The following is a 23,961-nucleotide window of genomic DNA, read 5'->3' as shown; positions in this document are numbered from 1 at the left end:
GGTCCTCCAGGGGTCGGGGGGCGGTCAGCGGGCGATCTCGAGCAGGACGTCGGCCAGCGCCTTGGGCGCGGTCACCATCGCCTCGTGCCCGGTGTCGAGCTCGTGCACCGGCCAGCCCCGGGCGCGGGCCCGCTCGGCCTGGGCGGCGAACACCCGCATCCAGGTCACGCACTCGACGAACGCGGCCGGCACCCGCCCGGCGGCCCCGGTGAGCCGCAGCGGGTCGGTGTAGGTCTTCCACGGGTGCGGGGTGAGCTTCGGCGTGAGCCAGTCGACGTCGGCCTGGTCGGTCACCCCGAGCACCGAGAGCTTGCGCACCGGGACCAGCCAGCCGAAGCCCTGCTGCTCGGCCGACTCCGCCCAGTGGTGCTCGACCTGCTCGGGCAGCAGGTCGCGGGCGGCCTCGCCGTCCTCGCCGACGAAGGCGTCGAGGTAGACCCGCCGCGCGAGCGCGTCCGGCCGCCGGTCGGCGACGCCGGTGACGACCTGCCCGGCGTAGCTGTGCCCGACGAGGACGACGTCACGCAGGCCGAGGACGTCGAGCAGCCGGACGACGTCCTCGACGTGGGTGTCGAGCCCGACGGTGGGCGCGAGCAGGTGCGCCCGCTCCGACAGCCCGGTGAGGGTGGGGGTGTGCACGTCGTGGCCGGCCGCGCGCAGCAGCGGGGCGACGCGGTCCCAGCACCAGCCGCCGTGCCAGGCCCCGTGGACGAGGACGAAGGTGCTCATGCCTGCCGCGCCGGCTCGGGGCGGGCGGCCGGCGCCTGCCCGCCGGCGGCGGCCGCGGGGCGCTGCGGCCTCGCCGGCCGGGCCGGGGCCTCCCCGCGGGCGGCGGCCTCGGCCTTGACCATCTTGTCCAGCAGCCGGCGGCCGCGGATGCCGGCGACGTCGGACCGGATGCTGGACTCGACCATCCCCGGGTCGGTGGCGACCATGACCTCCTGCACCTCCAGGGCGTCGATGTCCTCCTGCATGACCGCCAGCTGCTGCGCGAGCTGGAACTCCGACAGCTCCCGGTCCTCGATCCGGTAGTCCCGGCCGAGGGCGAAGAAGTCGTGCGTCTCCGTCGCCGTGGCCGGGGTCATCCCGTAGAAGACCTTCATGTGGAAGCCCTCGGGCTCCTCCGTGCCGGTGGGGGCGATCCGGATGTTGAGGACGAACGTGCCCGGGGCGAAGAAGTCGCCGTCCTGCCAGCGGTCGATGTCGGTGGTGACCCCCATCGAGGACCGGTAGAACGGCGGCGCCTCGATGCCGATCATGTGCCGGATGAACGACACCCGGTTGCCCTCCCCCACGACCTCGATCGGGGTGGCGGCGACCGCGGCGTTGCCGATCGAGGTGGGGTGCAGGAACGTCTCGTGCGTGAGGTCGAGCAGGTTCTCGACCAGCAGGACCTGGCGGGCCTTGAGCGGCACCATGCCCTTGACGTGGGTCCAGCCCTCGTCGGCCAGCCAGGGGAGGTCGGGGACGTCGGCGGGGTCGGCCCGGTCGGGGTCGCCGGGCCAGATCCACACCACGCCGTGCCGCTCGACGACCGGGAAGCGGTGCACCCGCGCGTTCCTGGGGACGTCGGGCTGCTCGGCCACGCCGACGCAGGTCCCCTGCCCGTCGATCCGGTAACCGTGGTAGTTGCAGGTGATGACGTCGTCGTCGCCCAGCCTGCCCAGGGACAGCGGGTAGCGGCGGTGCGGGCAGCGGTCCTCGACGGCGTTCGCGGTGCCGTCGGAGAGCCGGTAGAAGCACACCGGCCGGCCGCAGATCCAGCGCTGCAGCAGGGTGCGGCCGACCTCGTCGGTCCAGGCGCCGATGTACCAGCCGTCCATGACGATCGGGTTGGCGCTCATCTCGCAGCCTCCTGCCGCCGGTGTCGGGGTCGCCGGGCCGGTCCCGCGACGACGGGCGCGGGCGGTGACCGCGCTCACGTCACGGTAGGCATCGTGCGCGCACCCGCGGATCGGCGCGATGTCGCCACCGGCCTACGTCGGATGTCGCGGTCGGCCGGGGACGGCACCCGCGCCCCGGACCGTGGCCGGTGCTCGGCGGTGCCGCCGGCGCCGCGACCGCCGTCAGCCCGGTGGGGGGACCAGGCCTTCCTTGATGGCCAGCAGCGCGGCCTGGGTGCGGCTGGCCAGTTGCAGCTTGCCGAGCACGTTGCTCACGTGGGTCCGGGCGGTGCGCTCGCTGATCGCGAGCCGGTCGGCGATCTCCCGGTTCGAGTGGCCCCGGGCGACCAGCGCCAGCACCTCGCGCTCCCGGTCGGTGAGGGCGCTGAGCCCGGCGCGGGGGGCGGCCATCCGGCGGGCGAGCTGCCGGGCGACCGCGGCGTCCAGGTGCACCTCCCCCGCGGCGGCCGCCCGGACCGCGGTGGCCACCTCGGCGGGGTCGGCGTCCTTGAGCACGTACCCGGCCGCCCCGGCGGCCAGCGCGGCGTGCACCCGCTCGGCCTCCCCGAAGCTGGTGAGGACGACGACCCGCACCGACGGGTGCGCCCGGGTGATCGCCGCGGTCGCCGCGACGCCGTCCACGCGGGGCATCTGCAGGTCCATGAGGACGACGTCGGGCAGCGGTTCACCGGTCGCCGCCCGGCGCGCCAGCAGCTCCACCGCCTCCTGCCCGTCGGCGGCCTCCCCCAGCACCCGCATCCCCGGGACGGCGGTGAGGTAGGCCTGCACGCCGCGGCGCACCACCGCGTGGTCGTCGACCAGCACCAGCCCGATGCCGCTCACCGCGGCGCCCCGGGCAGCTCCACCTCGACCCGCCAGCCGCCGCCCGGGCGGGGACCGGCGACCAGCCGGCCGCCCCAGCGCTCGGCCCGCTCCCGCATCGACACCAGCCCCAGCCGCCCGGGGCCGGCCGGTGTCCCGGCGCCGCGGCCGTCGTCGTCCACCGTGATCCGCGCGCCCCCGCCGGGCAGCGCGGCCAGCACCACCCGCACCCCGGACGCCCCCGCGTGCTTCACCACGTTGTGCAGCGCCTCCTGGACGATCCGGTACAGGTCCTCCTGCACGTCCACCTCGACGTCGGGCTCCCGGCGGTCGTCGGCGACCACCTCGACCGCCAGGCCGGTGCGGGCCTCCATGCCGGCGGCGTGGGCGCGCACCGCCTCGGCCAGCCCGTGCTCGGCGAGGTCCAGCGGCCGCAGCTCGAAGACCAGCCCGCGCAGGTCGGCCAGCGCGCTGGCCGCCAGCGCGGCCAGCTCCCCGGCGGCGGCGCGGACCGCCGCCGGGTCGGGCCCGGGCCGCTCCAGCGAGGCCCGCAGCGCCTCGGCCTGCATCCGCATCGAGAACACCTGCTGGACGGCGGAGTCGTGCAGGTCCCGGGCCAGGCGCCGGCGCTCGTCGGACTGCGCCCGCGACCGGGTCTGGGCCAGCAGCGCCGCGGTGTCGATCGCGACGGCGGCCGACCCGGCCATGGCCTCGAGGAAGTCCAGCGAGCCGGGCCCGGGGTCCTCTCCCGGCACGTAGTAGGCGTTGATGACGCCCAGCGCCCGGCCGCGCACCACCATCGGCATCGAGACGAAGGTGTCCCAGTCGGGACGGGCCATGATCTCGTGCAGCGGCGCCCACCGCGGGTCGCCGAGGATCGCCGCCCGCCGGTGCGGGACGACGACCGCCCGCCGCCGGTCGAGCGCCTCGGTGAACCGCACCGCCGCCCCCCGCTCGCGGCAGGCCGCCAGCCGCGCGGTGAAGTCCGCGGCGTCGCCGAACCCGGCCATGCCCAGCACCCGCACCTCGTCGCGCGGGTCGTCCAGCGCCAGGATCTGCACCGCGGCGATCGAGGCGGTCATCGCGATCTCCCGCGCCACCGCGTCCAGGGTGACCCGCAGCGACCCGGCGTCGGCCACCGAGGCCGCGGCCCGGACGATCGCGGTGAGCCGCTCCTGCTGGCGCACGGAGCCGGTGACGTCGGCGAACCAGACCGCGACCCGGCCGTCGCCCAGCGCGTCGGCGCGGTACTCGAGGTCCCGCCGCCGGCCGTGCGGGGCCCTCCAGGCGACCCGGCCCCGCCCCACCGCGAACGGCAGCACGGTGCCGACGGGGACGGCGCCGGCGGGGACGCCGAGCACCGCCGCACCGGCCGCGTTCACGGCGAGCAGCCGGCCCGCCGGGTCGGTCACCGCCAGCCCGTCGGCGCAGACGTCGACCAGCGCGCGGAGCACCCGGTCGTCGGCGGGCGGGCCGGCCACCGGTGCGCTCAGCCGATCCGCCGGGTCTCGACCGCGACCGGCACCTCGACCACCCGCGGCCCGGTCGCCGCGCCGACCGCCTTGAGCTCGGCGGTCAGCTCCTCGGCGCTGCCCACCCGCACGGCGGGCACCCCGTAGCCGGCCGCGACCGCGGCGGCGTCCAGCCCGGGCAGCTCCAGCCCCGGGACGCCGGTGACCCCGAGCTGGCCGACGAACCCCGACAGCGCCCCGTACACCCCGTTGGCCAGCACCACGAAGGTCACCGGCAGGTCCAGCTGCGCCGCCGTCCAGAGCCCCTGGACGCCGTACTGGAACGCGCCGTCCCCGAGGACGGCGACCACCGGGCGGGAGGGGTCGGCCAGCGCGACCCCGACCGCGGCGGGCAGCCCGAAGCCGAGCCCGCCGGCCGCGGGGAAGAAGAAGCGCCGGGCGCCGGCCAGGTGCAGGTGCGCCCAGAACTGGCCGGTGTTGGACGTCGACTCGTTGACCAGCCGCACGCCGTCGGGCAGCCCGTGCAGGAGGGCGGTGAAGACCGCGTCGGCGGGGAACGGCGCGGCCGCGGGCTCGACCGCGGGCGCGCGCCCGGGCGCCGGCCGCGGCGGGCGGGGGGGCGCGTCCTCCAGTGCGGCCAGCAGCTGCCCCGCGGCGGTGCCGACGTCGGCGACGACGGCGTCCCCGAACGCCGCCCGCGCCGCCGACCGCGGGTCGCTGCCCACCGCGACCAGCTGCGCCCCGGCCGGCAGCCAGGGCCCGGGCACCTGGGCGTGGTAGCGGAACACCGGGGCGCCGAGCACCAGCACCTGGTCGGCCCCGGCCAGCGCGCCGCTGACCCCGCCGATGCTGGCCGGCAGCACGCCCTGCCAGAGCGGGTGCCGGGTGGGGAACGGCGAGCGCGGCGGGCTGGGCGCGGTGAACACCCGGGCCTGCAGCCGCTCGGCGAGGGCGACCACCCGGGGCACCACCCGCTCGTCGTCGGCCTCGGGACCCACGACGAGCACCGGCTCGCGGGCCGCGGCCAGCCGGCCGGCCAGCTCGGCCAGCAGCTCCGGGTCCAGGGCACCCGCGGCGCGCACCCGGCGGCCGGCCAGGTGGGCGACCTCGTCGTCCCCGACCGGCTGCGCCCAGTCGTCCAGGGGCAGGGAGACGAACACCGGGCCGGTCGGCGGCAGCGTGGCCAGGTGCACGGCCTCGGACAGCGCGCGCGGCACGTCCTGCGCCCGGGCCGGCTCGAACGACCACGTCACCTGGGGCTCGGGCACGCGGGTCATCGCCGGCTCGGCCAGGACCGCCCCGAGCCCGGACAGCGCCCGGGACTGCTGGCCGGCGGTGACCACCAGCGGCGTCCCCGAAGCCCGGGCGTTGGCCAGGTTGCCCATGGCGTTGCCCAGGCCGGCGGCCGAGTGCAGGTTCACCAGCGCCGGGCGGCCGCTGGCCTGGGCCCACCCGTCGGCCATCGCCAGCACCGCGCCCTCGTGCAGCCCGAGCACGTAGCGGAAGTCGGCCGGGAAGCCGTCGAGGAAGGGCAGCTCGTTGGAGCCGGGGTTGCCGAAGACGGTGGTCAGCCCCCACGTCCGCAGCAGGTCGTGCACGGTCTCGCGGACGGTGGTCACGGCGTCCTCCTCCAGGCGGTCCTCCCCGGGCTGCCCCGGCAGGCTAGCCCCGCCGCCCCGACCGGCCGCCCCGGCCCGCGGCCGGCCCCCGGCCGGTCGTGGGGTACAACCGGCACCCGCAGCCCGACCCGCGCGACGAGGAGGCACCGGCCTGACGCACCGACCCGCCGGCGCCCCCGGGGCCGGCCGCACCGCGGGGCCCGCGCGGCCCTCCCCCGCGCTGGTCCCCGTGCTGGTCCTGCTCGCCACGGTGGTGGCGGTGACCAGCAGCGTCGGGGCGCCGCTCATCCCGGCCGTCGCCGACCGGTACGACGTGCCGCTGCACGCCGCCCAGTGGTCGCTCACCATGCCGCTGCTGGTCGGCGTCGTGGCGACCCCGGTGCTCGGTCGGCTCGGCAACGGTCCCCGCCGCCGGGCCGTCGCGCTCGGCGCCCTGGTCCTGGTCGTGCTCGGCGGCGTCCTCACCGCGCTGCCGCTGCCCTTCGGCGCCTTCCTGGCCGGCCGGGGGTTGCAGGGCTTCGGGCTCGGGCTCATGCCCCTGCTCGTCGCCACCGCCCGCGACGCGCTCCCCGCGCCCCGCGCCGCCCGCGCCATCGCGGTGCTGTCGATCACCGTCGTCTCCGGCGTCGGCCTGGGCTACCCGATCGCCGGGGCCATCGCCACCACCGCCGGGACGGCCGCCGCGTTCTGGACGGCGACGGCCGTCTGCGCCGGTGCCCTCGCCGCCGCGGCCGCGGTCCTGCCGCCGGCCGCCCCCGCCGCGCCGCGGCGGTTCGACCTGCCGGGCGCGCTGCTGCTCGGCGCCGGCATCGCCGGCGCGCTGGTGACCCTCGGCGAGGGCGGGACCTGGGGCTGGTCCTCGGTGCGGGTGCTCGTCCTGGGCACGGCCTCGCTCCTGCTGCTGGCCGCCTGGGTCGCCGTCGCCCTGCGGGTGACCGCCCCGCTCATCGACCTGCGGCTGGCCCGCGGCCGGCTGCCGGCCGCCGGGCACGTCACGGTGCTGCTGATCGGCCTGTCGAACTACCTGCTGCTGGGCTCGCTCCCCACGCTGGCGCAGGCGCCCGCCGGCAGCGGCGCGGGGCTCGGCGCCTCCGGCCTGGTCGCGGGCCTGCTGCTGCTGCCGTTCTCGCTGGCCGGCATGCTCGCCGGCCCGCTGTCGCGCCGGCTCGGGGAGCGGGTCCGCCCGCGGTCGGTGCTGGCCGCCGGTGCGCTGCTCGTGGCCACCGCCGAGGCGGTCTTCGCGGCGCACCGGGCCGACCTGTGGACCCTCGCCGCCGTCGCCGCGGTCACCGGGCTCGGGGTGAGCACCGTCTTCGCCGCGGCCGCCGGGGTGGTCGTGGCGTGCGCCCCGCCGCGGGAGACCGGCAGCGCGATGGCGCTCAACCAGGTGCTCCGCTACGCCGGCTTCTCGGTCGGCAGCGCCCTGACCGGGACCGTGCTGGCCGCGGCGACACCCGCCGGCGGGGGGCTGCCGGCGGGGGGCGCGTACACGGTGATCGGCGCCGTCGGCTGCGGCACCGCCGTGCTCGCGGCGCTGGCGGCCTGGCTGCTCGCCGGCCGGGACGCGGGCGGGGACGCGGTCGGGCCGGACCCGGCCGGCGCCCCGCGGCCCGGCGCGCGGGGCCGCGGGGCCCGGCGGACCGGTCCGCCGGGTGCGCAGGCGCGTGCGTAACGTCCGGGAGCGGTCCCCGGCCGGGGGCCACCCGTTCCCGAGGAGCACGCCCATGTCCCGCCCCGCCGCCCCGGACGCCGGCGCCCCCGCCTGGTTCGACCGCGCCCTGGCCCGCGCACCGGAGCACCGCGACGTGGAGGTGGCCGGCGCGCGGGTGCACTACCGCGCCTGGGGGGACGGCGACGCCCCCGGGCTGGTGCTGGTGCACGGCGGCGCCGCCCACTCCGGCTGGTGGGACCACGTCGCCCCGCTGCTCGGCTCGCACCGCGTGGTGGCGGTGGACCTCTCCGGTCACGGCGACAGCTCCTGGCGCCCGGAGTACACGATGTCCCTGTGGGCCCGGGAGGTGCTCGCCGTGGCCGCCGCCGAGGGGCTCGACCGCCCGGTGGTGCTCGGGCACAGCATGGGCGGCTGGGTCACCCTCACGGCCGCGGTCGAGCACGGCCCGGCGCTCGCCGGCGCCGCGGTCATCGACTCGCCGCTGGCCGCCCGCCCGCCCGAGGAGTCCCGCGCCGGGGGCATCGCCCGCACCCACCGGGTCTACGCCGACCCCGGGGAGGCGGTGGTCCGCTTCCGCACGCTGCCGCCGCAGGAGGAGTACCTCCCCTACGTCATGGCGCACGTGGCCCGCGGGTCGCTGCGCCGCGCGGAGGGCGGGTGGACGTGGAAGTTCGACCCGGGCTTCTTCGGCCCGCGGCCCGACCTGCGCGACGTGCTGCCCCGGCTGGCCACCCCCGCGGCGCTGTTCCGCTGCGAGCGCGGGCTGGTCGGGCCCGGCATGGCCGCGGAGATGGCCGGGCTGGCCCCCGGGGGGCTGACCGTCGTCGACCTGCCGGAGGCCGGGCACCACCCGATGCTCGACCAGCCCCTGGCCCTGGTCACCGCGGTCCGCACGCTGCTGGCCCTCTGGCCGGGCCGGTGAGCGCCGGGGCGCCCCGGCCGGCCGGGGATGCCCGCGGTTGACCGGCGCCGACGCGCCGGGCCACGATGACCCGGCCGGTCGCCGGCCGCGGCCGGGTGCAGCTCCCCGGAGGACGGCGGGACCATGACCGAGACGCAGACGATCACCGTGCCCCACCTCGGCGGCTCGACCATCGGCTACCGGACCAGCGGGCCGCTCGACCCCGCCCTGCCGACACTCGTGCTGGTCAACTCGTTCACCACCTCCGTCGAGCTGTTCCGGCCGCAGTTCGCCGACGAGGAGCTCACCGCGACCGCCAACCTGCTCGCGCTGGAGCCGTACGGCCACGGCCGGACCCGCGCCACCTGGGAGCAGTTCACCTACTGGGACTCGGCGATCGCCGACCTGCAGGTCCTCGACGCGCTCGGCGTCCGCGAGGCGTTCGTCCTGGGCACCTCGCAGGGCGGGTGGGTGGCGGCCCGCATGGCGGTGCTGGCCCCCGGCACCGTCCGCGGCATCGTCCCGCTGGGCACCTCGATGGACTCCGAGAGCCGGCGCAGCCGGGACCTCGGGTGCTGGGACGGCGTCGGCTTCTGCACCCCGGCCGTCGACGCGCTCGCCGGCAGCGTCGGCGAGGACTGGGTCATCCCGGACGAGCTCGTCGACGCCGTCCTCGCCGAGGGCCTGGGCGAGGACGTGCCCCCCGCCGAGCGCGAGTTCTGGCACGCCGTCCACCGGGAGAACTACGCCGGGGACGCCGGCCGGCGGCGCCTGCGGCTGAGCACCATCAACCTCCGGGACCGCGACGGCCTGCACGGCCGGCTGGACGGCGTGCGGTGCCCGGTCCTGTGGATGCACGGCACGGCCGACCCGGTCTACTCCGTCGAGAACGCCGAGGACGAGATCTCGCTGTTCGTGAACAGCCCGCACGCCGAGCTGCGCGTCGTCGACGGGGGCCGGCACTTCCTCAGCGCCTCGCACCCCGAGGAGGTCGACCGCGCCACCGTCGGGTTCATCCGCCGCTGGGCGCAGCAGTAGCACCCGGCGGGGCGCCCGGCTGGCGCCGCCTACGCGACCCGGACCGCCGAGACGTCGAACTCCACCTGGATGCGGTCGCTGACCAGCACGCCCCCGGTGTCCAGCGGGGTGTTCCAGGTCAGCCCCCACTCGCTGCGCCTGATGGCCAGCGCGCCCTCGAAGCCGACCCGGGTGTTGCCGAACGGGTCCTTCGCCGAGCCGGTGAGGGTGAAGTCGACCGCCACCGGCCGGGTGGTGTCCCGGATCGTGAGGTCCCCGGCGACGGTGTAGACGTCGTCCTCGATCTGCTCGACCCCGGTGGAGACGAAGACGATCTCCGGGAACGTCGTGACGTCGAGGAAGTCGGCCGAGCGCAGGTGCGCGTCCCGGTCCGGCTGGCCGGTGTCGATGCTCTCGGTCCGGATCCGCAGGGTCACCGAGCTCGCCGCGGGCTTGGCCACGTCCAGGTGCGCGGTGCCGGCGAACTCGGTGAACGCCCCGCGGACGGTCGTGACCATGGCGTGCCGGGCGCGGATGCCGATGCGGGTGTGCGCGGCGTCGACCTCGTAGTCGCCGGTGACGTCGGCGAGCGCGGTGGTGGCCGCGTCGAAATCGGTGGGGTCCGCGTCAGGTGCCCGGTGCTTGCCCACGGCTCGACCCTCCTTCCCCCAGGTGTGCTCAGGACATCCTGACGGATCGTCGGCGGCCCGCCACCGCAGGGGGTCCCTAGCCGGGGTCGAGGCCGGCGTAGACCCGCACCGCGTTGCCCCCGAGCACGAGGCCGACGACGTCCTCGGGCAGCCCGAGCGAGGCCACGGCGCGGGCGTTGGCCGCCTGCCCCGGGACGCCGGGCCAGTCGGTGCCGTAGATCCACCGGCGGGCCAGCCGGCCGAGGTCGAAGCGGGCGTAGTACTCGGGCAGCCGCTTGGGGGGCAGGCCGGAGAGCTCGATCCAGACGTTGGGGCGGGACACGGCGAGGAACGCCGCCGCGTCGTACCACCAGCCTCGGCCCCCGTGGGCGAGCACGACCTGCAGGTCGGGGAAGTCGCGGAGGACGGCGTCGAGGGTCTGCGGGTCGGCGAGGGCGTTGGTGGAGCCGGGGAAGCTGCTGGTGCCGCAGTGCACCACCAGCGGCACCCCCCGCTCCACCAGGACGGCGTAGGCGGGGTACAGGGCGGCGTCGTCGGCGCGGAAACCGCCGTGCACCGGGTGGATCTTCAGCGCGGCCGCCCCGGCGTCGAGCTGGCGGGTCAGCTCGCGGGCGATCGGGAAGTGCAGGTGCGGGTTGACGTTGGCCACCGGCCGGAAGCGGCGCGGGTTGTGCTCGACGACCGGCAGCAGGTCGTCGAAGAGCTGGTAGCCGGTGGCCTTGGGGCTGTACTCGCAGAACAGCAGGGCGACGTCGACCCCCTCGGCGGCGAACAGCCGGTCCAGCGCGGCGGGGTCCGGCGTGCCGTCGGGCCGCCAGGCCTCCTCCAGGATGCCGGGCCGGCCGAACCGGCGGGCCCAGTCCAGCCAGGCCGGCGCCAACGAGGAGAGCAGCGGGACGTGCACGTGCGCGTCCACGAGGAGGTGGCCGTCGAGCACGTCAGGCACCCTGCCCCTGCGGCCGGAGGACCACCTGCGGGGGCGGCGGCTCGGTGGCGAGCAGCGCGACGAGGCCGGCGCGGCGCTCCCGGACGGCGGCCTGGTTGACGTAGCCCTTGTCGGTGATCTCCCCGGCGTCGAGCTGGGCCGGCTCGGTGAGCAGCAGCAACCGCTCGACGTGCTGGGAGGACCCGCTGCTCCCGGCCGCCAGCCGCGCCAGGGCGGCCGCCAGCTCGGCGCGCAGCGCGTCGTCCGGCACCCCCTCGGCGGAGACCCGGGCCGCGGCGTCGGGCGCGGGCCAGGCGAGGGCGGTCACGCACGGGCCGTCCTGCCCGCAGATCACGGCGTCGGCGAGCAGGCCCTGCGCCGCCGAGAGCAGGGCCGGGCGCAGCGTGCCGACGCTGACGAAGGTGCCGGTCATCAGCTTGAAGTCCTCGGCGGTACGGCCCCGGAACACCAGCCCGGCGGCCGGGTCGTCGTCGTCGGCCAGGGCGACGGCGTCCCCGGTGCGGAAGAAGCCGTGCTCGTCGAAGGCGGCGGCGGTGAGGTCGGGCCGGCGGTGGTAGCCGGGTGTGACGTTGGGGCCCTTCACCCGGACCTCAGTCTTGGCGCCCACCGGCACCAGCGCGAGCTCGACGCCGGGCAGCGGGACCCCGAGCACGTCGCTGCGGGTGATCCGGTAGTGGGCGCTCGTCGCCGCCGGTGCGGTCTCGGTCAGCCCCCACGAGGTGGTCATGACCATGTCCGCGCCGTGCGCGGCGGCCAGCGCGGCCATCCGGTCCCACAGCTGCTGGGGCAGGGCCGCGGCGGCGAAGAAGGCAAAACGCAGCCGGTCGAGGAAGGCCGCCGCCGCGGCTCGGTCGCGCTCGAGGTGCGGCAGCAGCGCGGCGTACCCGGCGGGCACGTTGAAGAAGAGGGTGGGGCGCGCGTCGGCGAGGTTGCGCACCGTCCGGTCCACCAGCGCGGGGGCCGGGCGGCCGTCATCGATCCACAGCGTGCCGCCGTGGGTGAGCACCAGGTTCAGGTCGTGGCTGCCGCCGAAGGTGTGGCTCCAGGGCAGCCAGTCGAGCAGGACCGGCGGCTCCTCGGCGAGGAAGGGCCAGACCTGGCGCAGCTGCTGCTGGTTGGCGCTGAGCATCCCGTGGGTGGTGAGCACGCCCTTGGGGGAGCCCGTCGACCCGGAGGTGAAGAGGATCTTGGCGACGTCGTCCCGGGCCAGCGCCCCGCAGCGGCGGTCCACCTCGGGGGTGGGGTCGGCGCCGAACTCCGCCGGGTCGGTGCCCAGCGGCCCGAGCACCTCCCGCGCCCCCGCCCGGCCCGCGGTGACGGCCTCGACCGCCCGCGCGAACGAGGCGTCCTCGGCCACGACCAGGCCGGGGTCGACCAGGTCGGCCATCGCGCGGAGCTTGGCGTGGTCGGCGCTCTGCAGCGAGTACGCGACGCTGGTCGGGACGACGGGGGCGCCGACGGTCATCGCGGCCAGCGCCACGGTCAGGTGCAGCCGGCTGTTGCCCGACAGCACCAGCACCGGCCGGTCGGCCAGCCCCCGGTCGAGCAGGCCCTGCGCCAGCCGGTCGGCCCGCGCGCGCACCTCGCCCCACGTCGAGCGGGCCCACTCCCCGTCGGCACCCCGCTCGGCGACCAGCAGCCGGTCGGGGTGGGCCTCGCTGCCGGCCCGAAAGGAGTGCACGACGCCGACCGGGTGGTCGCCCAGCGGCTCGGCCGAGCGGAGCAGCAACCGGCCGTCGCCGGGCCGCTCGGCCTCGATCCGCGGAGCAGCGAACGTCTGCACGCCCATGACGTCTCCCGTCCCCGAGCCACGACCGCCGCCGCGAATGTCCTACACGCCCGTCGCAGCGGTCAAGGGCGGGTGTAGGACGTCAGCGGAACCGGCGGAAGTCCGGCGGCCGCTTCTCGGCGAAGGCCCGGGCGCCCTCCATGCCCTCCTCGCTGTGGACGAACTGCTCCAGGCCGTCGAACGCCAGGTGCGAGATGCCGCCGAGGTGGTCGCTGTCGGCGTTGAACGAGTGCTTGAGGAAGCGGATGGCCGTCGGCGAGTACGAGCCGATCTTCCGGGCGTACCCGCGGGCGGTCTCGAGCAGCTGCTCGCGCGGGACGACCTCGTTGACCAGCCCCCACCGCTCGGCGGTGGCGGCGTCGTAGCGGTCGAGGAGGAACCAGATCTGGCGGGCCCGCTTCTCGCCCACCACGCGGGCGAGGTAGGCGGTGCCGAAGCCGGCGTCGAAGCTGCCGACCCGCGGCCCGGACTGCGCGAAGGTGGCCTCCTCGCAGGCCACGGTGAGGTCGCAGAGCACGTGCAGCACGTGGCCGCCGCCGATCGCGATGCCGTTGACCGCGGCGATCACGGGCTTGGGGATGTCGCGGATGATCCGGTGCAGCCGCTCGATCTCGAACGTCCCCCACTCGGTCTCGCCGTAGCCGCCGGTCTCGGCGCGCTCCTTGACGTCGCCCCCGGTGCAGAAGGCGCGCTCGCCGGCCGCGGTGAGGACGACGGCGGCGACCCGGCGGTCGGCCCAGGCGTGCTTGAAGGCGGAGATCAGCTCGTCCACCGTCCGGCCGCGGAAGCTGTTCATCCGCTCCGGGCGGTCGATGGTGATGACGGCGTGGTTGTCCTCCTCCACCTCGTAGTGAACGTCGGTGAACTCCTCGGGCCGCACGGTCGCCCCCTCTGTCGGCGGTATGTCGTCATGTTGACGGTCGTCACGAGGGGCTGGCAAGCTCGCCGCCGTGCCCGCCCGCCGCTGCCTGGTCACGGGGGCGGGGCGCGGCATCGGCGCCGCGGTCGCCCGCCGGCTCTCCGCCGAGGGCCACGCGGTCGCGCTGGTCGCCCGCACGGCGGCGGAGCTCGAGGCGGTGGCCGCGCAGCTGCCGGGCCCGTCGCTCGTCGTCCCCGCCGACCTCACCAACCCGGGTGCTGCGGACGCCGCCGCCGGCCGGGTCGAGCGGGAGTGGGGCGGCCCGGTCGAGGTGCTCGTGCTCAACGCCGGCGTCGCCGTGTCCGCGCCGCTGGCCCGCACCACCGACGAGGACTGGGCCCGCATGCTGGAGGTGAACCTCACCGCACCGTTCCGGCTGCTGCGCCGGGTGCTGCCCGGCATGGCCGAGGCCGGCTGGGGGCGGGTGGTCGCGGTCGCGTCCGTGGCGGCCAGGCGCGGGGACCCCTACGTGGCCGCCTACACCGCGAGCAAGCACGGCCTGCTGGGCCTGGTGCGCTCGGCCGCCGCGGAGGTGGCCGGCCGGGGGGTGACCGTGAACGCGGTCTGCCCCGGCTACGTGGACACCCCGATGACCGACCGCACGGTGGCCGGCATCAGCGCCACCACCGGCCGCACCCCGGAGCAGGCGCGCGACGCGCTGGCCCGCAAGCAGCCGATCGGCCGGCTGGTCACGCCCGAGGAGGTGGCCGACGTCGTGCTGCTGTGCGTGGCGAACGCGGCGGTGACCGGGCAGGGCATCAACGTCGACGGAGGGGCGGTGCAGTCGTGAGCCTGGAACGGGTCGACCCGCCCGAGCTCGCCCGGCCGTCGGGCTTCGCGCACGCCGTGGTCGCCGGGGCCGGCCGCCTGGTGTTCCTCGCCGGCCAGACCGCCCTGGACGCGGAGGGGCGCATCGTCGGCGACGGCGTGGTCGCGCAGTTCGAGCGGGCGCTGGGCAACCTGCTCACCGCGCTGCGGGCCGCGGGCGGGGAGCCCGGGCACCTGGCCGCGCTCACCGTCTACGCCGTCGACCTCGCCGACTACCGGGCGCACGCCCGTGAGATCGGTGCCGTGTGGCGCCGGCTGGTGGGCCAGGCCTACCCGGCGATGGCCGGGATCGGGGTGGCCCGGCTCTGGGACGACGAGGCGCTCGTCGAGGTGCAGGGCACCGCCGTCCTCCCGGCCTGACCGCGACACCCCCGGCCTGACCGCGACACCCCCGGCCCGACCACGGCACCCCCGGCCCGACCACGGCACCCCCGGCCCGACCACGGCACCCCCGGCCCGACCGCGGCATACTCCCCGGCGGCTCGACCGCGCCCACCGACCCAGGTCGCCACCGCGGGTCCTACGTCTGTGAGTGCAGTTGCACTCACAGACGTAGGACCCCCGGCGAGATGTAGGACCCCGGCGAGACGCAGGACCCGCGGCGGACCCGGTGGGTGGCGCGTCCGCCGGGGCGTGCTCGGCACCGGGTCGGGCCCGGGGCGGCGTCCGGCGGGTCGTTCAGCCCTCGATCAGCGCCCGGGCGTGCTCGGCGGCCGGGCCGGCGAGGCGCTCGCGCAGCCGCGCGAACAGGTCCGCCGCCCGCGCGCCGTTCCAGTCGGCCGGCAGCAGGTCCAGCGGCAGCCCGGGGTCGGCGTAGGGCAGGGCCCGCCAGTCGGTGAGCAGCCGGACGTAGTCGGGGAACGCCCGCGCGGGGTCGGGCCACCCGCTCCCGGCGTCGGCGCCGGCGTGCCGGTCGAGGAAACCGGCGTACCGGTCGTGCAGCGCGTCGAGGTCCCACCAGCGCGCGACGGAGGCGCGCACCGACCCCCCGGGCACGCAGGCGCGGGTGAACAGCTCCACGTACCCGGCCAGGCCACGCCGGCGCAGCACCTCGGCGGCCTCCTCGGCCAGGTGGCCGGGAGCGATCCACACCCCCGGCGCGACGGTGCCGAACCCCAGCCGGGTCAGCTCCGCGCGCAGCCGGTGCCGCCGCTCGCGCTCGGACTCCGGGACCGAGAACACCACGAGCAGCCAGCCGTCGGAGGGCTCCGCGCGCCGCCGGGCGAAGATCCGCGCGTCGCCGTCGGCCAGCACCTCGCGGGCCGGGTCGGTCAGGGCGTAGCCGGCCACGTCGGCCTCCCGCCGGGCCGCCAGCCACCCCCGCCGCTTGAGCCGGGACACCGACGAGCGGACGGCGGGCTCGTCCACCCCGAGGTCGGCCATCAGCCGGACCACCGCGGCCACCGAGAGCCAGCCGCCGCGCTCGCGGGCGTAGAGCCCGTAGAGCGTCACGATCAGCTGGCGCGGCTGCAACCCCGCCCCGGCCGGCGAGGTCGCCTGCTCGACGGCGGTCACGGCGACAGGATAGCCGCCCGCCTGCTGTCATGCCGCGGTGTTGACTCCCGTCACCCGAGCGCCATACTGGTCGCACGGTGTGGTCCGGATCACCCCGCCGCCCCTGGGAGGCCCCGACATGACGGTGCACGCCCCGACCCTCGCGCCCTCGGCGCACGTCGACACCTTCTGCCGGGACAACCTGCCCCCGCCGGAGACCTGGCCGGTCCTCGACCTCGGCGACCTGGGCTACCCCGAGCGGCTCAACTGCGCCGTCGCGCTGCTCGACGCCACGATCGACCGGCTCGGCGCCGACCGGCCGTGCCTGCGCACCCCGGGCGGCGGCACCTGGAGCTACGGCGAGCTGCGCGACCGGGCCGACCGGATCGCCGCGGTCCTCGTCGACGAGCTCGGCCTGGTGCCGGGCAACCGCGTCCTGCTGCGCGGGTTCAACGAGCCCTGGCTGGTGGCCTGCTGGTTCGCGGTCCTGCGCGCCGGCGGGGTCGTGGTGACCACGATGCCGGCCCTGCGCGCCGGGGAGCTGGCCACGATCGGGGAGATGTGCCGGCCGGCCCTCGCCCTGTGCGACGCCCGGCTGACCGAGGACCTCGAGCGGGCGGCCGTACCGGGCATGGTGGTCGCCCCGTTCGGCGGCGACGGCCCCGGCGACCTCACCGCCCGCGCCGCGGCCCGGCGGGACGCGCCGCCCGCCCCGGCGGACACCGCCGCCGACGACGTCGCGCTGCTGGCCTTCACCTCCGGCACCACCGGCAAGCCGAAGGCGACCATGCACTTCCACCGCGACGTGCTGGCCATCGCCGACACCTTCGGCGCCCACGTGCTGCGCCCCGAGCCCGAGGACGTGTTCACCGGCACCCCGCCCCTGGCGTTCACCTACGGCCTCGGCGGGCTGGTCGTCTTCCCGCTGCGCGTCGGGGCCAGCGTGCTGCTGCTCGAGCGCGCCACCCCCGATCAGCTCGCCGACGCGATCGCCGACCACGGCGTCACGGTGCTGTTCACCGCGCCGACGGCGTACAAGGCGGTCGTCGCCGGCGGGAAGGCCGACCGGCTGGCCGGGCTGCGCCGGGCGGTCTCGGCCGGCGAGAACCTGCCGGCGGCCACCTGGCACGCCGTGCACGACGCCACCGGCCTGCGGGTGATCGACGGCATCGGGGCCACCGAGATGCTGCACATCTTCGTCTCCGCGGCCGACGACGACATCCGGCCCGGCTGCACCGGCCGCGCCGTCCCCGGCTACACCGCCGCGGTGCTGGACGACGACGGCGAGCCGGTGCCCGACGGCACCGAGGGTCACCTCGCCGTGCGGGGGCCCACCGGCTGCCGCTACCTCTTCGGCGACCGGCAGGAGTCCTACGTCCGGCACGGCTGGAACCACACCGGCGACACCTACGTCCGCGACACCGACGGCTACTTCACCTACCGGGCGCGCACCGACGACATGATCGTCTCGGCCGGGTACAACATCGCCGGCCCCGAGGTCGAGCAGGCGCTGCTGCAACACCCCGCCGTGGTGGAGTGCGCCGTGGTCGGCGCCCCGGACCCCGACCGCGGCACGATCGTCAAGGCCTTCGTCGTCCTCGACCCGGAGCACACCGGCGAGGTGCCGCCCGAGGAGCTGCAGGCCCACTGCAAGCGGGTGATCGCCCCGTACAAGTGCCCGCGGGCCGTCGAGTTCCGCACCGAGCTGCCGCGCACGGCCACCGGCAAGCTGCAGCGGTTCCGGCTCCGGTGAGCGGCGTAGGAGGGGGCGGCATGCGGATCGCGGTCGTCGGCGGCGGGCCCGGCGGGCTCTACCTCGCCGCGCTGGTCAAGCAGCTCGACGCCGCGCACGAGGTCACCGTGTGGGAGCGCAACGCCCCCGACGACACCTTCGGCTTCGGCGTCGTGTTCTCCGACGAGACGCTCGGCGGCATCGAGCACGCCGACCCGGCGGTCTACCGGGAGATGGAGCGGCACTTCGCCCGCTGGGACGACATCGACGTGCACCACCGCGGCCGGGTCACCACCTCCGGCGGGCACGGCTTCGCCGCCATGAGCCGCAAGGAGCTGCTCGGCATCCTGCAGCGCCGCTGCGCCGACCTCGGGGTCGCGCTGCGCTTCCGCACCGAGGCGCCCGACGTCGAGCGGCTCCGCGCGGACCACGACCTGGTGGTGGCCGGCGACGGCGCCCGGTCGGCGGTGCGCACCCGCTACGCCGAGGTGTTCCGGCCCACGTTGGAGACCCGCAACTGCCGCTACATGTGGCTGGGCACCGACCTGGTCTTCGAGGCCTTCAAGTTCTACGTGGAGGAGACGCCGTACGGCGTCATGCAGATCCACGGCTACCCCTACGACCGCACCGGCAGCACCTTCATCGTGGAGATGCACGAGGACGTCTGGCAGCGCGCCTTCGCCGACGTCGCCGCCCTCGACCTGCCGCCCGGCGAGAGCGACACCAAGTCGATCGCGCTGGTCGAGCAGCTGTTCGCCGGCGTCCTCGACGGGCACCGGCTGTTCGCCAACAACTCCAAGTGGCTGAACTTCCTCACCCTGCGCAACGAGACCTGGCGGCACGGCAACCTGGTGCTGCTCGGCGACGCGGCGCACACCGCGCACTTCTCCATCGGGTCGGGCACGAAGCTGGCGATGGAGGACGCCCTCGCCCTGGCCGCCTGCCTGCACGAGCAGCCCGACGTGCCCACCGCGCTGGCCGCCTACGAGGAGGAGCGCCGGCCGGTCGTGCTCTCCACCCAGCGCGCCGCCCAGGCCAGCCTCGAGTGGTTCGAGGAGATCGGCCGCTACGTGCACCAGGACCCCGAGCAGTTCGCGTTCAACATCATCACCCGCAGCCGGCGGGTCACCCACGACAACCTGCGGCTGCGCGACCCGGAGTTCGTGGCCGCCGTCGACGCCTGGTTCGCCCGCAGCCAGCCGGAACCGGCCGAGCCCCGGCCGCCGATGTTCCACCCCTTCCGCCTCGGCGGGCTGGAGCTGAAGAACCGGGTCGTGGTCTCGGCGATGGACATGTACTCCGCCGCCGACGGCCTGCCCACCGACTTCCACCTGGTGCACCTGGGCAGCAAGGCGCTCGGCGGCGCCGGGCTGGTGATGACCGAGATGGTCTGCGTCTCCCCCGAGGGCCGGATCACCCCCGGCTGCACCGGCCTCTACGCGCCCGAGCAGGAGGCGGTCTGGGCGCGGGTGGTCGACTTCGTGCACGCGGCCTCCGACGCGCGGATCGGCGTGCAGCTCGGCCACTCCGGCCGCAAGGGCTCTACCAAGCTCATGTGGGAGGGCATCGACGAGCCGCTGCCCGAGGGCGGCTGGGACGTCGTCGGCCCCTCCGCGGTGCCCTACTCCCCCGCCAACGCCGTCCCCCGGGAGCTCACCGAGGACGACCTGGCCGCGATCCTCCAGCAGTTCGTCGACAGCACGCACGCCGCGGCGCGGGCCGGCTTCGACGTCCTCGAGCTGCACTGCGCGCACGGCTACCTGCTGTCCTCCTTCATCTCCCCGCTGGCCAACCACCGCACCGACCGCTACGGCGGGCCGCTGCCGAACCGGCTGCGCTACCCGCTGGAGGTCTTCGACGCCGTCCGCGCGGCCTGGCCGGCCGACCGACCGATGACGGTGCGCATCTCGGCCACCGACTGGTTCGAGGGCGGCACCGACGTCGACGACGCGGTGCGGGTCGCCCGGGCGTTCGCCGAGCACGGCGCCGACGGCATCGACGTCTCCACCGGCCAGGTGGTCAAGGGCGAGCGGCCGGCGTTCGGGCGCAGCTACCAGACGCCGTACGCCGACCGGATCCGCAACGAGGTGGGCCGGGAGCTCGGCGTCGCGGTCATCGCGGTGGGCGCCATCTCCAGCTGGGACGACGTCAACTCCGTCCTGCTCGCCGGCCGCGCGGACCTCTGCGCCCTGGGCCGCCCGCACCTCTACGACCCCCAGTGGACCCTGCACGCGGCCGCCGAGCAGGGGTACGCCGGGCCGGGCGTCACGTGGCCGGCCCCGTTCCGGGCCGGCAGCCGGCCCCCGCAGACCGGCCGCAGCGACGGCCCGCGGCCGCGGCTGGAGCTGATCCGGAGCGGCACGACCGGGACGCGGCATGCACGCTGGCGCCCGTGACCTCGCCCCCCGGCCCGGGTTCCCCCGCGGTCCGCCTCGGCGGTCCGGCGCTGTTCGTCCTGCTGTGGAGCACCGGGTTCGTCGGTGCCAAGTACGGCCTGCCCTACGCCGAGCCGTTCACCTTCCTCGGCGTGCGGCTGGCGCTGGCGGCCGTGCTGCTCGCCGGGCTGGCGCTGGCCCTGCGCTCGGCCCGGCCGGCCTCGCGCACCCAGCTCCGGCACGCCTCCGTCGCCGGCCTCCTGCTGCACGCGGGCTACCTGGGCGGGGTCTTCTACGCCATCTCCGTGGGCGTCCCGGCCGGCGTGTCGGCGGTCGTGGTCAGCCTCCAGCCGGTGCTGGTCGCCGTCCTCGCCGCGCCGCTGCTCGGCGAGCGGGCCACCGCCCGGCAGTGGGCCGGCCTGGTGCTCGGCGTCGCCGGCGTCGCGCTCACGGTCGGGCCGGGCGTGCTCGGCGCCGACGCCGCGACCGGGCCGCTGCCGGTGGCCGGCCTGCTGGCCTGCGTCGTCGGCCTCGCCGCGGGCACCGCCGGCACGCTGTACCAGAAGCGGCACGGGGACGCCGTCCCGCTGGTGTGGGGCACCGCGGTGCAGTACACCGCCGCGGCGACCCTGCTGCTCGTGCTCGCCGTCGCCACCGAGGACACCACCATCCGCTGGACGGCCGAGTTCGTCGCCGCGTTCGCCTGGCTGGTCGTCGTCCTCTCGCTCGGCGCGGTGCTCCTGCTGCTGTACCTGCTGCGCCGCGGCACGGCCGCCGGAGTCTCCAGCCTCTACTACCTGGTGCCACCGGCGACGGCCCTGGAGGCCTGGCTGCTGTTCGGCGAGCGGCTCTCGCCGGTGTCCCTGGCCGGCATCGCCGTGACCACCGTCGGCGTGGCCCTCGTGGTCGCCCCGGTCCGGCGGCGCGCACCGGCGGCGCCGGCGCCCGCGCCGCGCGGTTGACGACGGTCGGCCCGGTGCCAGAGAGTCCGACCGGGTCCCGCACCCGACGACGAGGAGGCCGCGATGACCGACCGACCGGGGGTCCCGGCGAGCCAGCTCTCCGACGAGGAGCTCGAGCGGCAGGGCGTGCACGCGCACGCGATGCGGCACTGGGTGTTCCTGCACGGCACCGCGGAGCAGTTCCGCACGCACACCGAGCGGATGCTCGAGCTCGAGCAGGAGTACCTGCGGCGGCACCCGCAGCGCACCTGGCAGGGCTCGGGCGGCGCAGCGCTGGCACCGTCGCGCGACGACCGGATCCGGGACCTGGTGCAGACCTTCTCCCGCGCGGTCACCACCCTGCTCGACGAGGAGCCCGCCCCCGCGCCGCACCGGGAGCGGGCCGACCCGGAGCAGGCGCAGGCCGCGCTGCTGCGGCGCTTCGCGGAGGCACCCGGCGGCCGCCTGCACAAGCTGGAGGCCCACCAGATCGCCCGCCAGCTCGCCCCGGACAGCCACCTGGTGGCCCGCCTCTACCGGCAGGACCCGCCGCTGCTGCAGGCCGACCGGGACATGCGGGTCCTCACCGACGCCGGCCGGGCGTGGCTGGAGCGCCACCCCGTGCCGGCGTGAGCTCAGCGGCCCTCGGTCAGCTCCTCCCAGGCCCGCTGGGCGCGCGGCGCCCACCCGGCGTGCCGCTCGCGGAAGACCTCCGCCGCCCGGTTGCCGCTCCACCGCGGGGGCAGCAGCTCGCGCGGCAGCCCGGGGTCGAGCAACGGGAAGCGCCGCCACTCCTGCACGAGGCGGACCTGCGCGACCAGGGCCTGCCGGTCGGTGCGCGGGCGGCGCCGGCCGACCAGGTCGAGGAAGTCCTCGTAGCGGCGCTCGATGGCGTCGAGGTCCCAGGCGGTGCGGGCCAGGGTGCGCTCGTCACCGACCGCCCCCGCGGTCGCCACGAACGACCAGCTGCCGGCCCGCAGGCCCAGCTCGTCGAGGACCCGGCGGGCCTCCTGCTCGCGGTCCACCCGCGGGGTCACCCAGGTACCGGCGTCCAGGCAGCCCAGCCCCGCCCAGCCGAGCTGGGTGCGCAGCCGCTGGCGCAGCGCCCGGTTGTTCTCCGGCACCCCGACGGTGAGCACCAGCCAGCGGCCGTCCCAGGACCGGTCGCCGGCGGCGAAGCCGTAGATCCGCTCGGTGCCCTCGCGCAGCAGCCGCGTGCCGGCCGCCGTGAGCGACCACCGCGTCTCCCGCCCGATCCGGCTGGCCGCGATCCAGCCGCTGTCGGCGGTGCGCATGATCGCCTGGCGCGCGGCCTTCTCCGCGACGTCCAGGTCGGCCAGCAGCTCGATGAGGCTGGCGGTCCACACCGGGCGCCCGCCGGGCAGCACGAACTCTCCGAGCACGGTGAGCAGCAGGCTGCGCGCGCTCGCCGCCCCCAGCTCCTGCCGGCGCGTGACGAACGGACCCTCCACGACCTCCACGGGCTCATGGTGGCACCCCGTGCCACCGCCGCCGGCGGGCCCGGCCGGTGGAGGCGCAGGTCACGACTCGGACTCGTCCGGTCCCGGGCCGGGTGTGACTGTTGACACACTCAGAACGGGCACTACAGGCTCTGTCGCCACCAGGCGTGTCGCTGTAGCACGTCGTGACCTCACCGGAGAGTGCCCATGCCGAAGCACCGCGCACACCCCCTCCTGGGTCACCGCCTCCTCCGCGGTGCCGGCGCCGGCGTCCTCGTCACCGCCCTCGCCGCCTGCGGCGGCGGCAGCCTCGGCGGGGACGACGGGGGCGGCGGGGGCGGTGGGGGCGAGGAGGGCGGCACCGTCCGCGTGGGCCTGGTGATCCCGCAGGCGGGCGTCTACACCCCGCTGGGCGAGGACATGCAGCAGGGCTGGGAGCTCTTCCTGGAGCAGAACGGCGGGGAGCTGGGCGGCTACACCGTCGAGACGGTGACCGCCGACGAGGGCGAGGGGCCGGACACCGGTGTCCCGGCCGTCCAGCGCCTGCTCACCGAGGGCAACGTCGACGCGATGGTCGGCATCGTCAACTCGGCGACCGCGCTCGGCGTCGCCGAGCAGGTCACCGAGGCGCAGGTCCCGCTCATCGTCGCCAACGCCGGGGCGGAGGCGGTCACCCAGGACGCCGCGAGCGACTACGTCTGGCGGTCGTCGTTCACCAACAAGCAGGTCGCCGCCGCGATGGGCGAGCACCTGGCCGCCGAGGGCATCGGGCCGGTCTACGTCATGGCACCGGACTACGCCGCGGGCCAGGAGGTCGTCGACGGCTTCACCGAGGCCTACACGGCCGGGGGCGGCACGGTCGCCGGCCAGGCCCTCACCCCGTTCGGCACGACGCAGGACTTCCAGCCGTTCCTCTCGGCCATCCAGCCCTCCGGCGCGGCCGCGACGTTCGTCTTCTACGCCGGTGGCGAGGCGGTCAGCTTCGTGCAGCAGTACGACGCCTTCGGGCTGAAGGGCAGCGTGCCGCTCTACGGGTCCGGCTTTCTCACCGAGGGCAGCGTGCTCGACGCGCAGGGGCCGTCCGCGGTCGGCGTCCGGACGACGCTGCACTACTCGACCGAGATCGACAACGAGGCCAACGCCGAGTTCGTGCAGGCCTACCAGGACGCCTACGGCGAGCTGCCGACGACGTACGCCCTGCAGGCCTACGACGCGGCCAACGTGCTGGACCGGGCGCTCGAGGAAGCCGGTGGCACCAGCGGCGAGGCGATCGTCGAAGGGCTGGACGCCGTCGAGGAGGTCGAGGACAGCCCGCGCGGTCCGTGGACCTTCACCAACCAGACGCCGGAGCAGCCGATCTACCTCCGCGAGGTCGTGGACGAGGGCGGGACGCTGGTCAACGCAGTGGTCGAGGACCTCGGCGTCTACGCCCAGCCGTGAC

Annotated in this window: 21 protein-coding genes; 10 read left to right on the top strand and 11 right to left on the bottom strand. The window is 76.5% G+C overall.

The genetic code is table 11. From position 1 onward, the window contains the following. Positions 1-24: 24 nt before the first annotated feature. The 5 genes from D0Z06_RS10100 to mdlC all read right to left on the bottom strand — a co-directional run bounded on the left by D0Z06_RS10100 (position 25) and on the right by mdlC (position 5,796). The gene (locus tag D0Z06_RS10100; protein WP_117377244.1) at positions 25-729 is read right to left on the bottom strand and encodes an alpha/beta hydrolase; all 705 of its coding nucleotides are present in this window, start codon (positions 727-729) and stop codon (positions 25-27) included. Next, on the bottom strand, positions 726-1,844 hold the full coding sequence (locus D0Z06_RS10095) for an aromatic ring-hydroxylating dioxygenase subunit alpha (RefSeq protein ID WP_117377243.1): 1,119 nt from the start codon (positions 1,842-1,844) through the stop codon (positions 726-728). The genes D0Z06_RS10100 and D0Z06_RS10095 overlap by 4 nt, the downstream gene beginning before the upstream one ends. 222 nt (positions 1,845-2,066) lie before the next feature. After that, the gene (locus tag D0Z06_RS10090) at positions 2,067-2,726 is read right to left on the bottom strand and encodes a response regulator transcription factor (protein ID WP_233517581.1); all 660 of its coding nucleotides are present in this window, start codon (positions 2,724-2,726) and stop codon (positions 2,067-2,069) included. After that, positions 2,723-4,186 carry a PAS domain-containing sensor histidine kinase gene (locus tag D0Z06_RS10085; RefSeq protein WP_199522241.1) on the bottom strand — a complete coding sequence of 488 codons (1,464 nt, stop codon included), beginning with the start codon at positions 4,184-4,186 and terminating at the stop codon, positions 2,723-2,725. Before D0Z06_RS10085 ends, D0Z06_RS10090 begins: the two co-directional genes overlap by 4 nt. 8 nt (positions 4,187-4,194) lie before the next feature. Continuing rightward, positions 4,195-5,796 carry a benzoylformate decarboxylase gene (gene mdlC / locus D0Z06_RS10080; protein WP_199522240.1) on the bottom strand — a complete coding sequence of 534 codons (1,602 nt, stop codon included), beginning with the start codon at positions 5,794-5,796 and terminating at the stop codon, positions 4,195-4,197. Positions 5,797-6,025: 229 nt separating this feature from the next. On the opposite strand from mdlC, the gene D0Z06_RS10075 reads away from it, so the two are divergent. The 3 genes from D0Z06_RS10075 (at position 6,026) to D0Z06_RS10065 (ending at position 9,407) form a co-directional block, all read left to right on the top strand. Continuing rightward, positions 6,026-7,468, top strand: coding sequence for an MFS transporter (locus D0Z06_RS10075; protein WP_117377241.1), 1,443 nt, complete (start codon positions 6,026-6,028; stop codon positions 7,466-7,468). 52 nt (positions 7,469-7,520) lie between these two features. Further along, positions 7,521-8,390 carry an alpha/beta fold hydrolase gene (locus tag D0Z06_RS10070; protein WP_117377240.1) on the top strand — a complete coding sequence of 290 codons (870 nt, stop codon included), beginning with the start codon at positions 7,521-7,523 and terminating at the stop codon, positions 8,388-8,390. A 123-nt stretch (positions 8,391-8,513) separates the two neighbouring features. Next, on the top strand, positions 8,514-9,407 hold the full coding sequence (locus D0Z06_RS10065; protein ID WP_117377239.1) for an alpha/beta fold hydrolase: 894 nt from the start codon (positions 8,514-8,516) through the stop codon (positions 9,405-9,407). A 29-nt stretch (positions 9,408-9,436) separates the two neighbouring features. On the opposite strand, the gene D0Z06_RS10060 is transcribed toward D0Z06_RS10065, so the two are convergent. The 4 genes from D0Z06_RS10060 to D0Z06_RS10045 form a co-directional block, all read right to left on the bottom strand. Continuing rightward, on the bottom strand, positions 9,437-10,036 hold the full coding sequence (locus D0Z06_RS10060) for a YceI family protein (RefSeq protein WP_117377238.1): 600 nt from the start codon (positions 10,034-10,036) through the stop codon (positions 9,437-9,439). 76 nt (positions 10,037-10,112) lie between these two features. Further along, positions 10,113-10,973, bottom strand: a complete 861-nt coding sequence (locus D0Z06_RS10055; protein WP_117377237.1) for an amidohydrolase family protein — start codon at positions 10,971-10,973, stop codon at positions 10,113-10,115. 1 nt (position 10,974) lies between these two features. Continuing rightward, positions 10,975-12,771: an AMP-binding protein gene (locus D0Z06_RS10050; RefSeq protein WP_117377236.1), complete on the bottom strand. Its 1,797-nt coding sequence runs from the start codon at positions 12,769-12,771 to the stop codon at positions 10,975-10,977. Between the two features lie 82 nt (positions 12,772-12,853). Beyond that, positions 12,854-13,651, bottom strand: a complete 798-nt coding sequence (locus D0Z06_RS10045) for an enoyl-CoA hydratase-related protein (RefSeq protein WP_199522239.1) — start codon at positions 13,649-13,651, stop codon at positions 12,854-12,856. A 70-nt stretch (positions 13,652-13,721) separates the two neighbouring features. On the opposite strand from D0Z06_RS10045, the gene D0Z06_RS10040 reads away from it, so the two are divergent. Both D0Z06_RS10040 and D0Z06_RS10035 read left to right on the top strand, forming a co-directional pair. Continuing rightward, positions 13,722-14,480, top strand: coding sequence for an SDR family NAD(P)-dependent oxidoreductase (locus D0Z06_RS10040; RefSeq protein ID WP_117377235.1), 759 nt, complete (start codon positions 13,722-13,724; stop codon positions 14,478-14,480). Continuing rightward, positions 14,477-14,878, top strand: a complete 402-nt coding sequence (locus D0Z06_RS10035) for a RidA family protein (RefSeq protein ID WP_233517580.1) — start codon at positions 14,477-14,479, stop codon at positions 14,876-14,878. Before D0Z06_RS10040 ends, D0Z06_RS10035 begins: the two co-directional genes overlap by 4 nt. 318 nt (positions 14,879-15,196) lie before the next feature. Here D0Z06_RS10035 and D0Z06_RS10030 read toward each other — a convergent pair whose 3' ends face one another. Further along, positions 15,197-16,033, bottom strand: a complete 837-nt coding sequence (locus D0Z06_RS10030; RefSeq protein WP_117377234.1) for a PaaX family transcriptional regulator — start codon at positions 16,031-16,033, stop codon at positions 15,197-15,199. Positions 16,034-16,151: 118 nt separating this feature from the next. Between D0Z06_RS10030 and D0Z06_RS10025 the strand changes: the two genes are divergently transcribed. From D0Z06_RS10025 to D0Z06_RS25745, 4 genes are all read left to right on the top strand, one after another. Next, on the top strand, positions 16,152-17,765 hold the full coding sequence (locus D0Z06_RS10025; RefSeq protein WP_117377374.1) for an AMP-binding protein: 1,614 nt from the start codon (positions 16,152-16,154) through the stop codon (positions 17,763-17,765). A gap of 20 nt (positions 17,766-17,785) precedes the next feature. Beyond that, positions 17,786-20,140: a bifunctional salicylyl-CoA 5-hydroxylase/oxidoreductase gene (locus D0Z06_RS10020; RefSeq protein WP_117377233.1), complete on the top strand. Its 2,355-nt coding sequence runs from the start codon at positions 17,786-17,788 to the stop codon at positions 20,138-20,140. Further along, complete coding sequence (locus D0Z06_RS10015) at positions 20,137-21,081, top strand: DMT family transporter (protein WP_117377232.1); 945 nt, start codon at positions 20,137-20,139, stop codon at positions 21,079-21,081. Before D0Z06_RS10020 ends, D0Z06_RS10015 begins: the two co-directional genes overlap by 4 nt. Before the next feature lie 63 nt (positions 21,082-21,144). Then, positions 21,145-21,693 (top strand): DUF6158 family protein, encoded by a 549-nt coding sequence (locus tag D0Z06_RS25745; RefSeq protein ID WP_199522238.1) that lies wholly within the window; start codon positions 21,145-21,147, stop codon positions 21,691-21,693. Between the two features lie 2 nt (positions 21,694-21,695). On the opposite strand, the gene D0Z06_RS10005 is transcribed toward D0Z06_RS25745, so the two are convergent. Next, positions 21,696-22,541 carry a PaaX family transcriptional regulator gene (locus D0Z06_RS10005; RefSeq protein WP_117377231.1) on the bottom strand — a complete coding sequence of 282 codons (846 nt, stop codon included), beginning with the start codon at positions 22,539-22,541 and terminating at the stop codon, positions 21,696-21,698. 186 nt (positions 22,542-22,727) lie between these two features. Between D0Z06_RS10005 and D0Z06_RS10000 the strand changes: the two genes are divergently transcribed. Then, on the top strand, positions 22,728-23,960 hold the full coding sequence (locus tag D0Z06_RS10000; RefSeq protein WP_117377230.1) for an ABC transporter substrate-binding protein: 1,233 nt from the start codon (positions 22,728-22,730) through the stop codon (positions 23,958-23,960). Position 23,961: the final 1 nt, after the last annotated feature.

Origin of the sequence: Geodermatophilus marinus (genome assembly GCF_003428645.1) — a bacterium.
GTDB lineage: Bacteria > Actinomycetota > Actinomycetes > Mycobacteriales > Geodermatophilaceae > Geodermatophilus.
The sequence above is the reverse complement of the archived record's forward strand: the minus strand, read 5'-3'. Positions and strand labels throughout refer to the sequence as shown.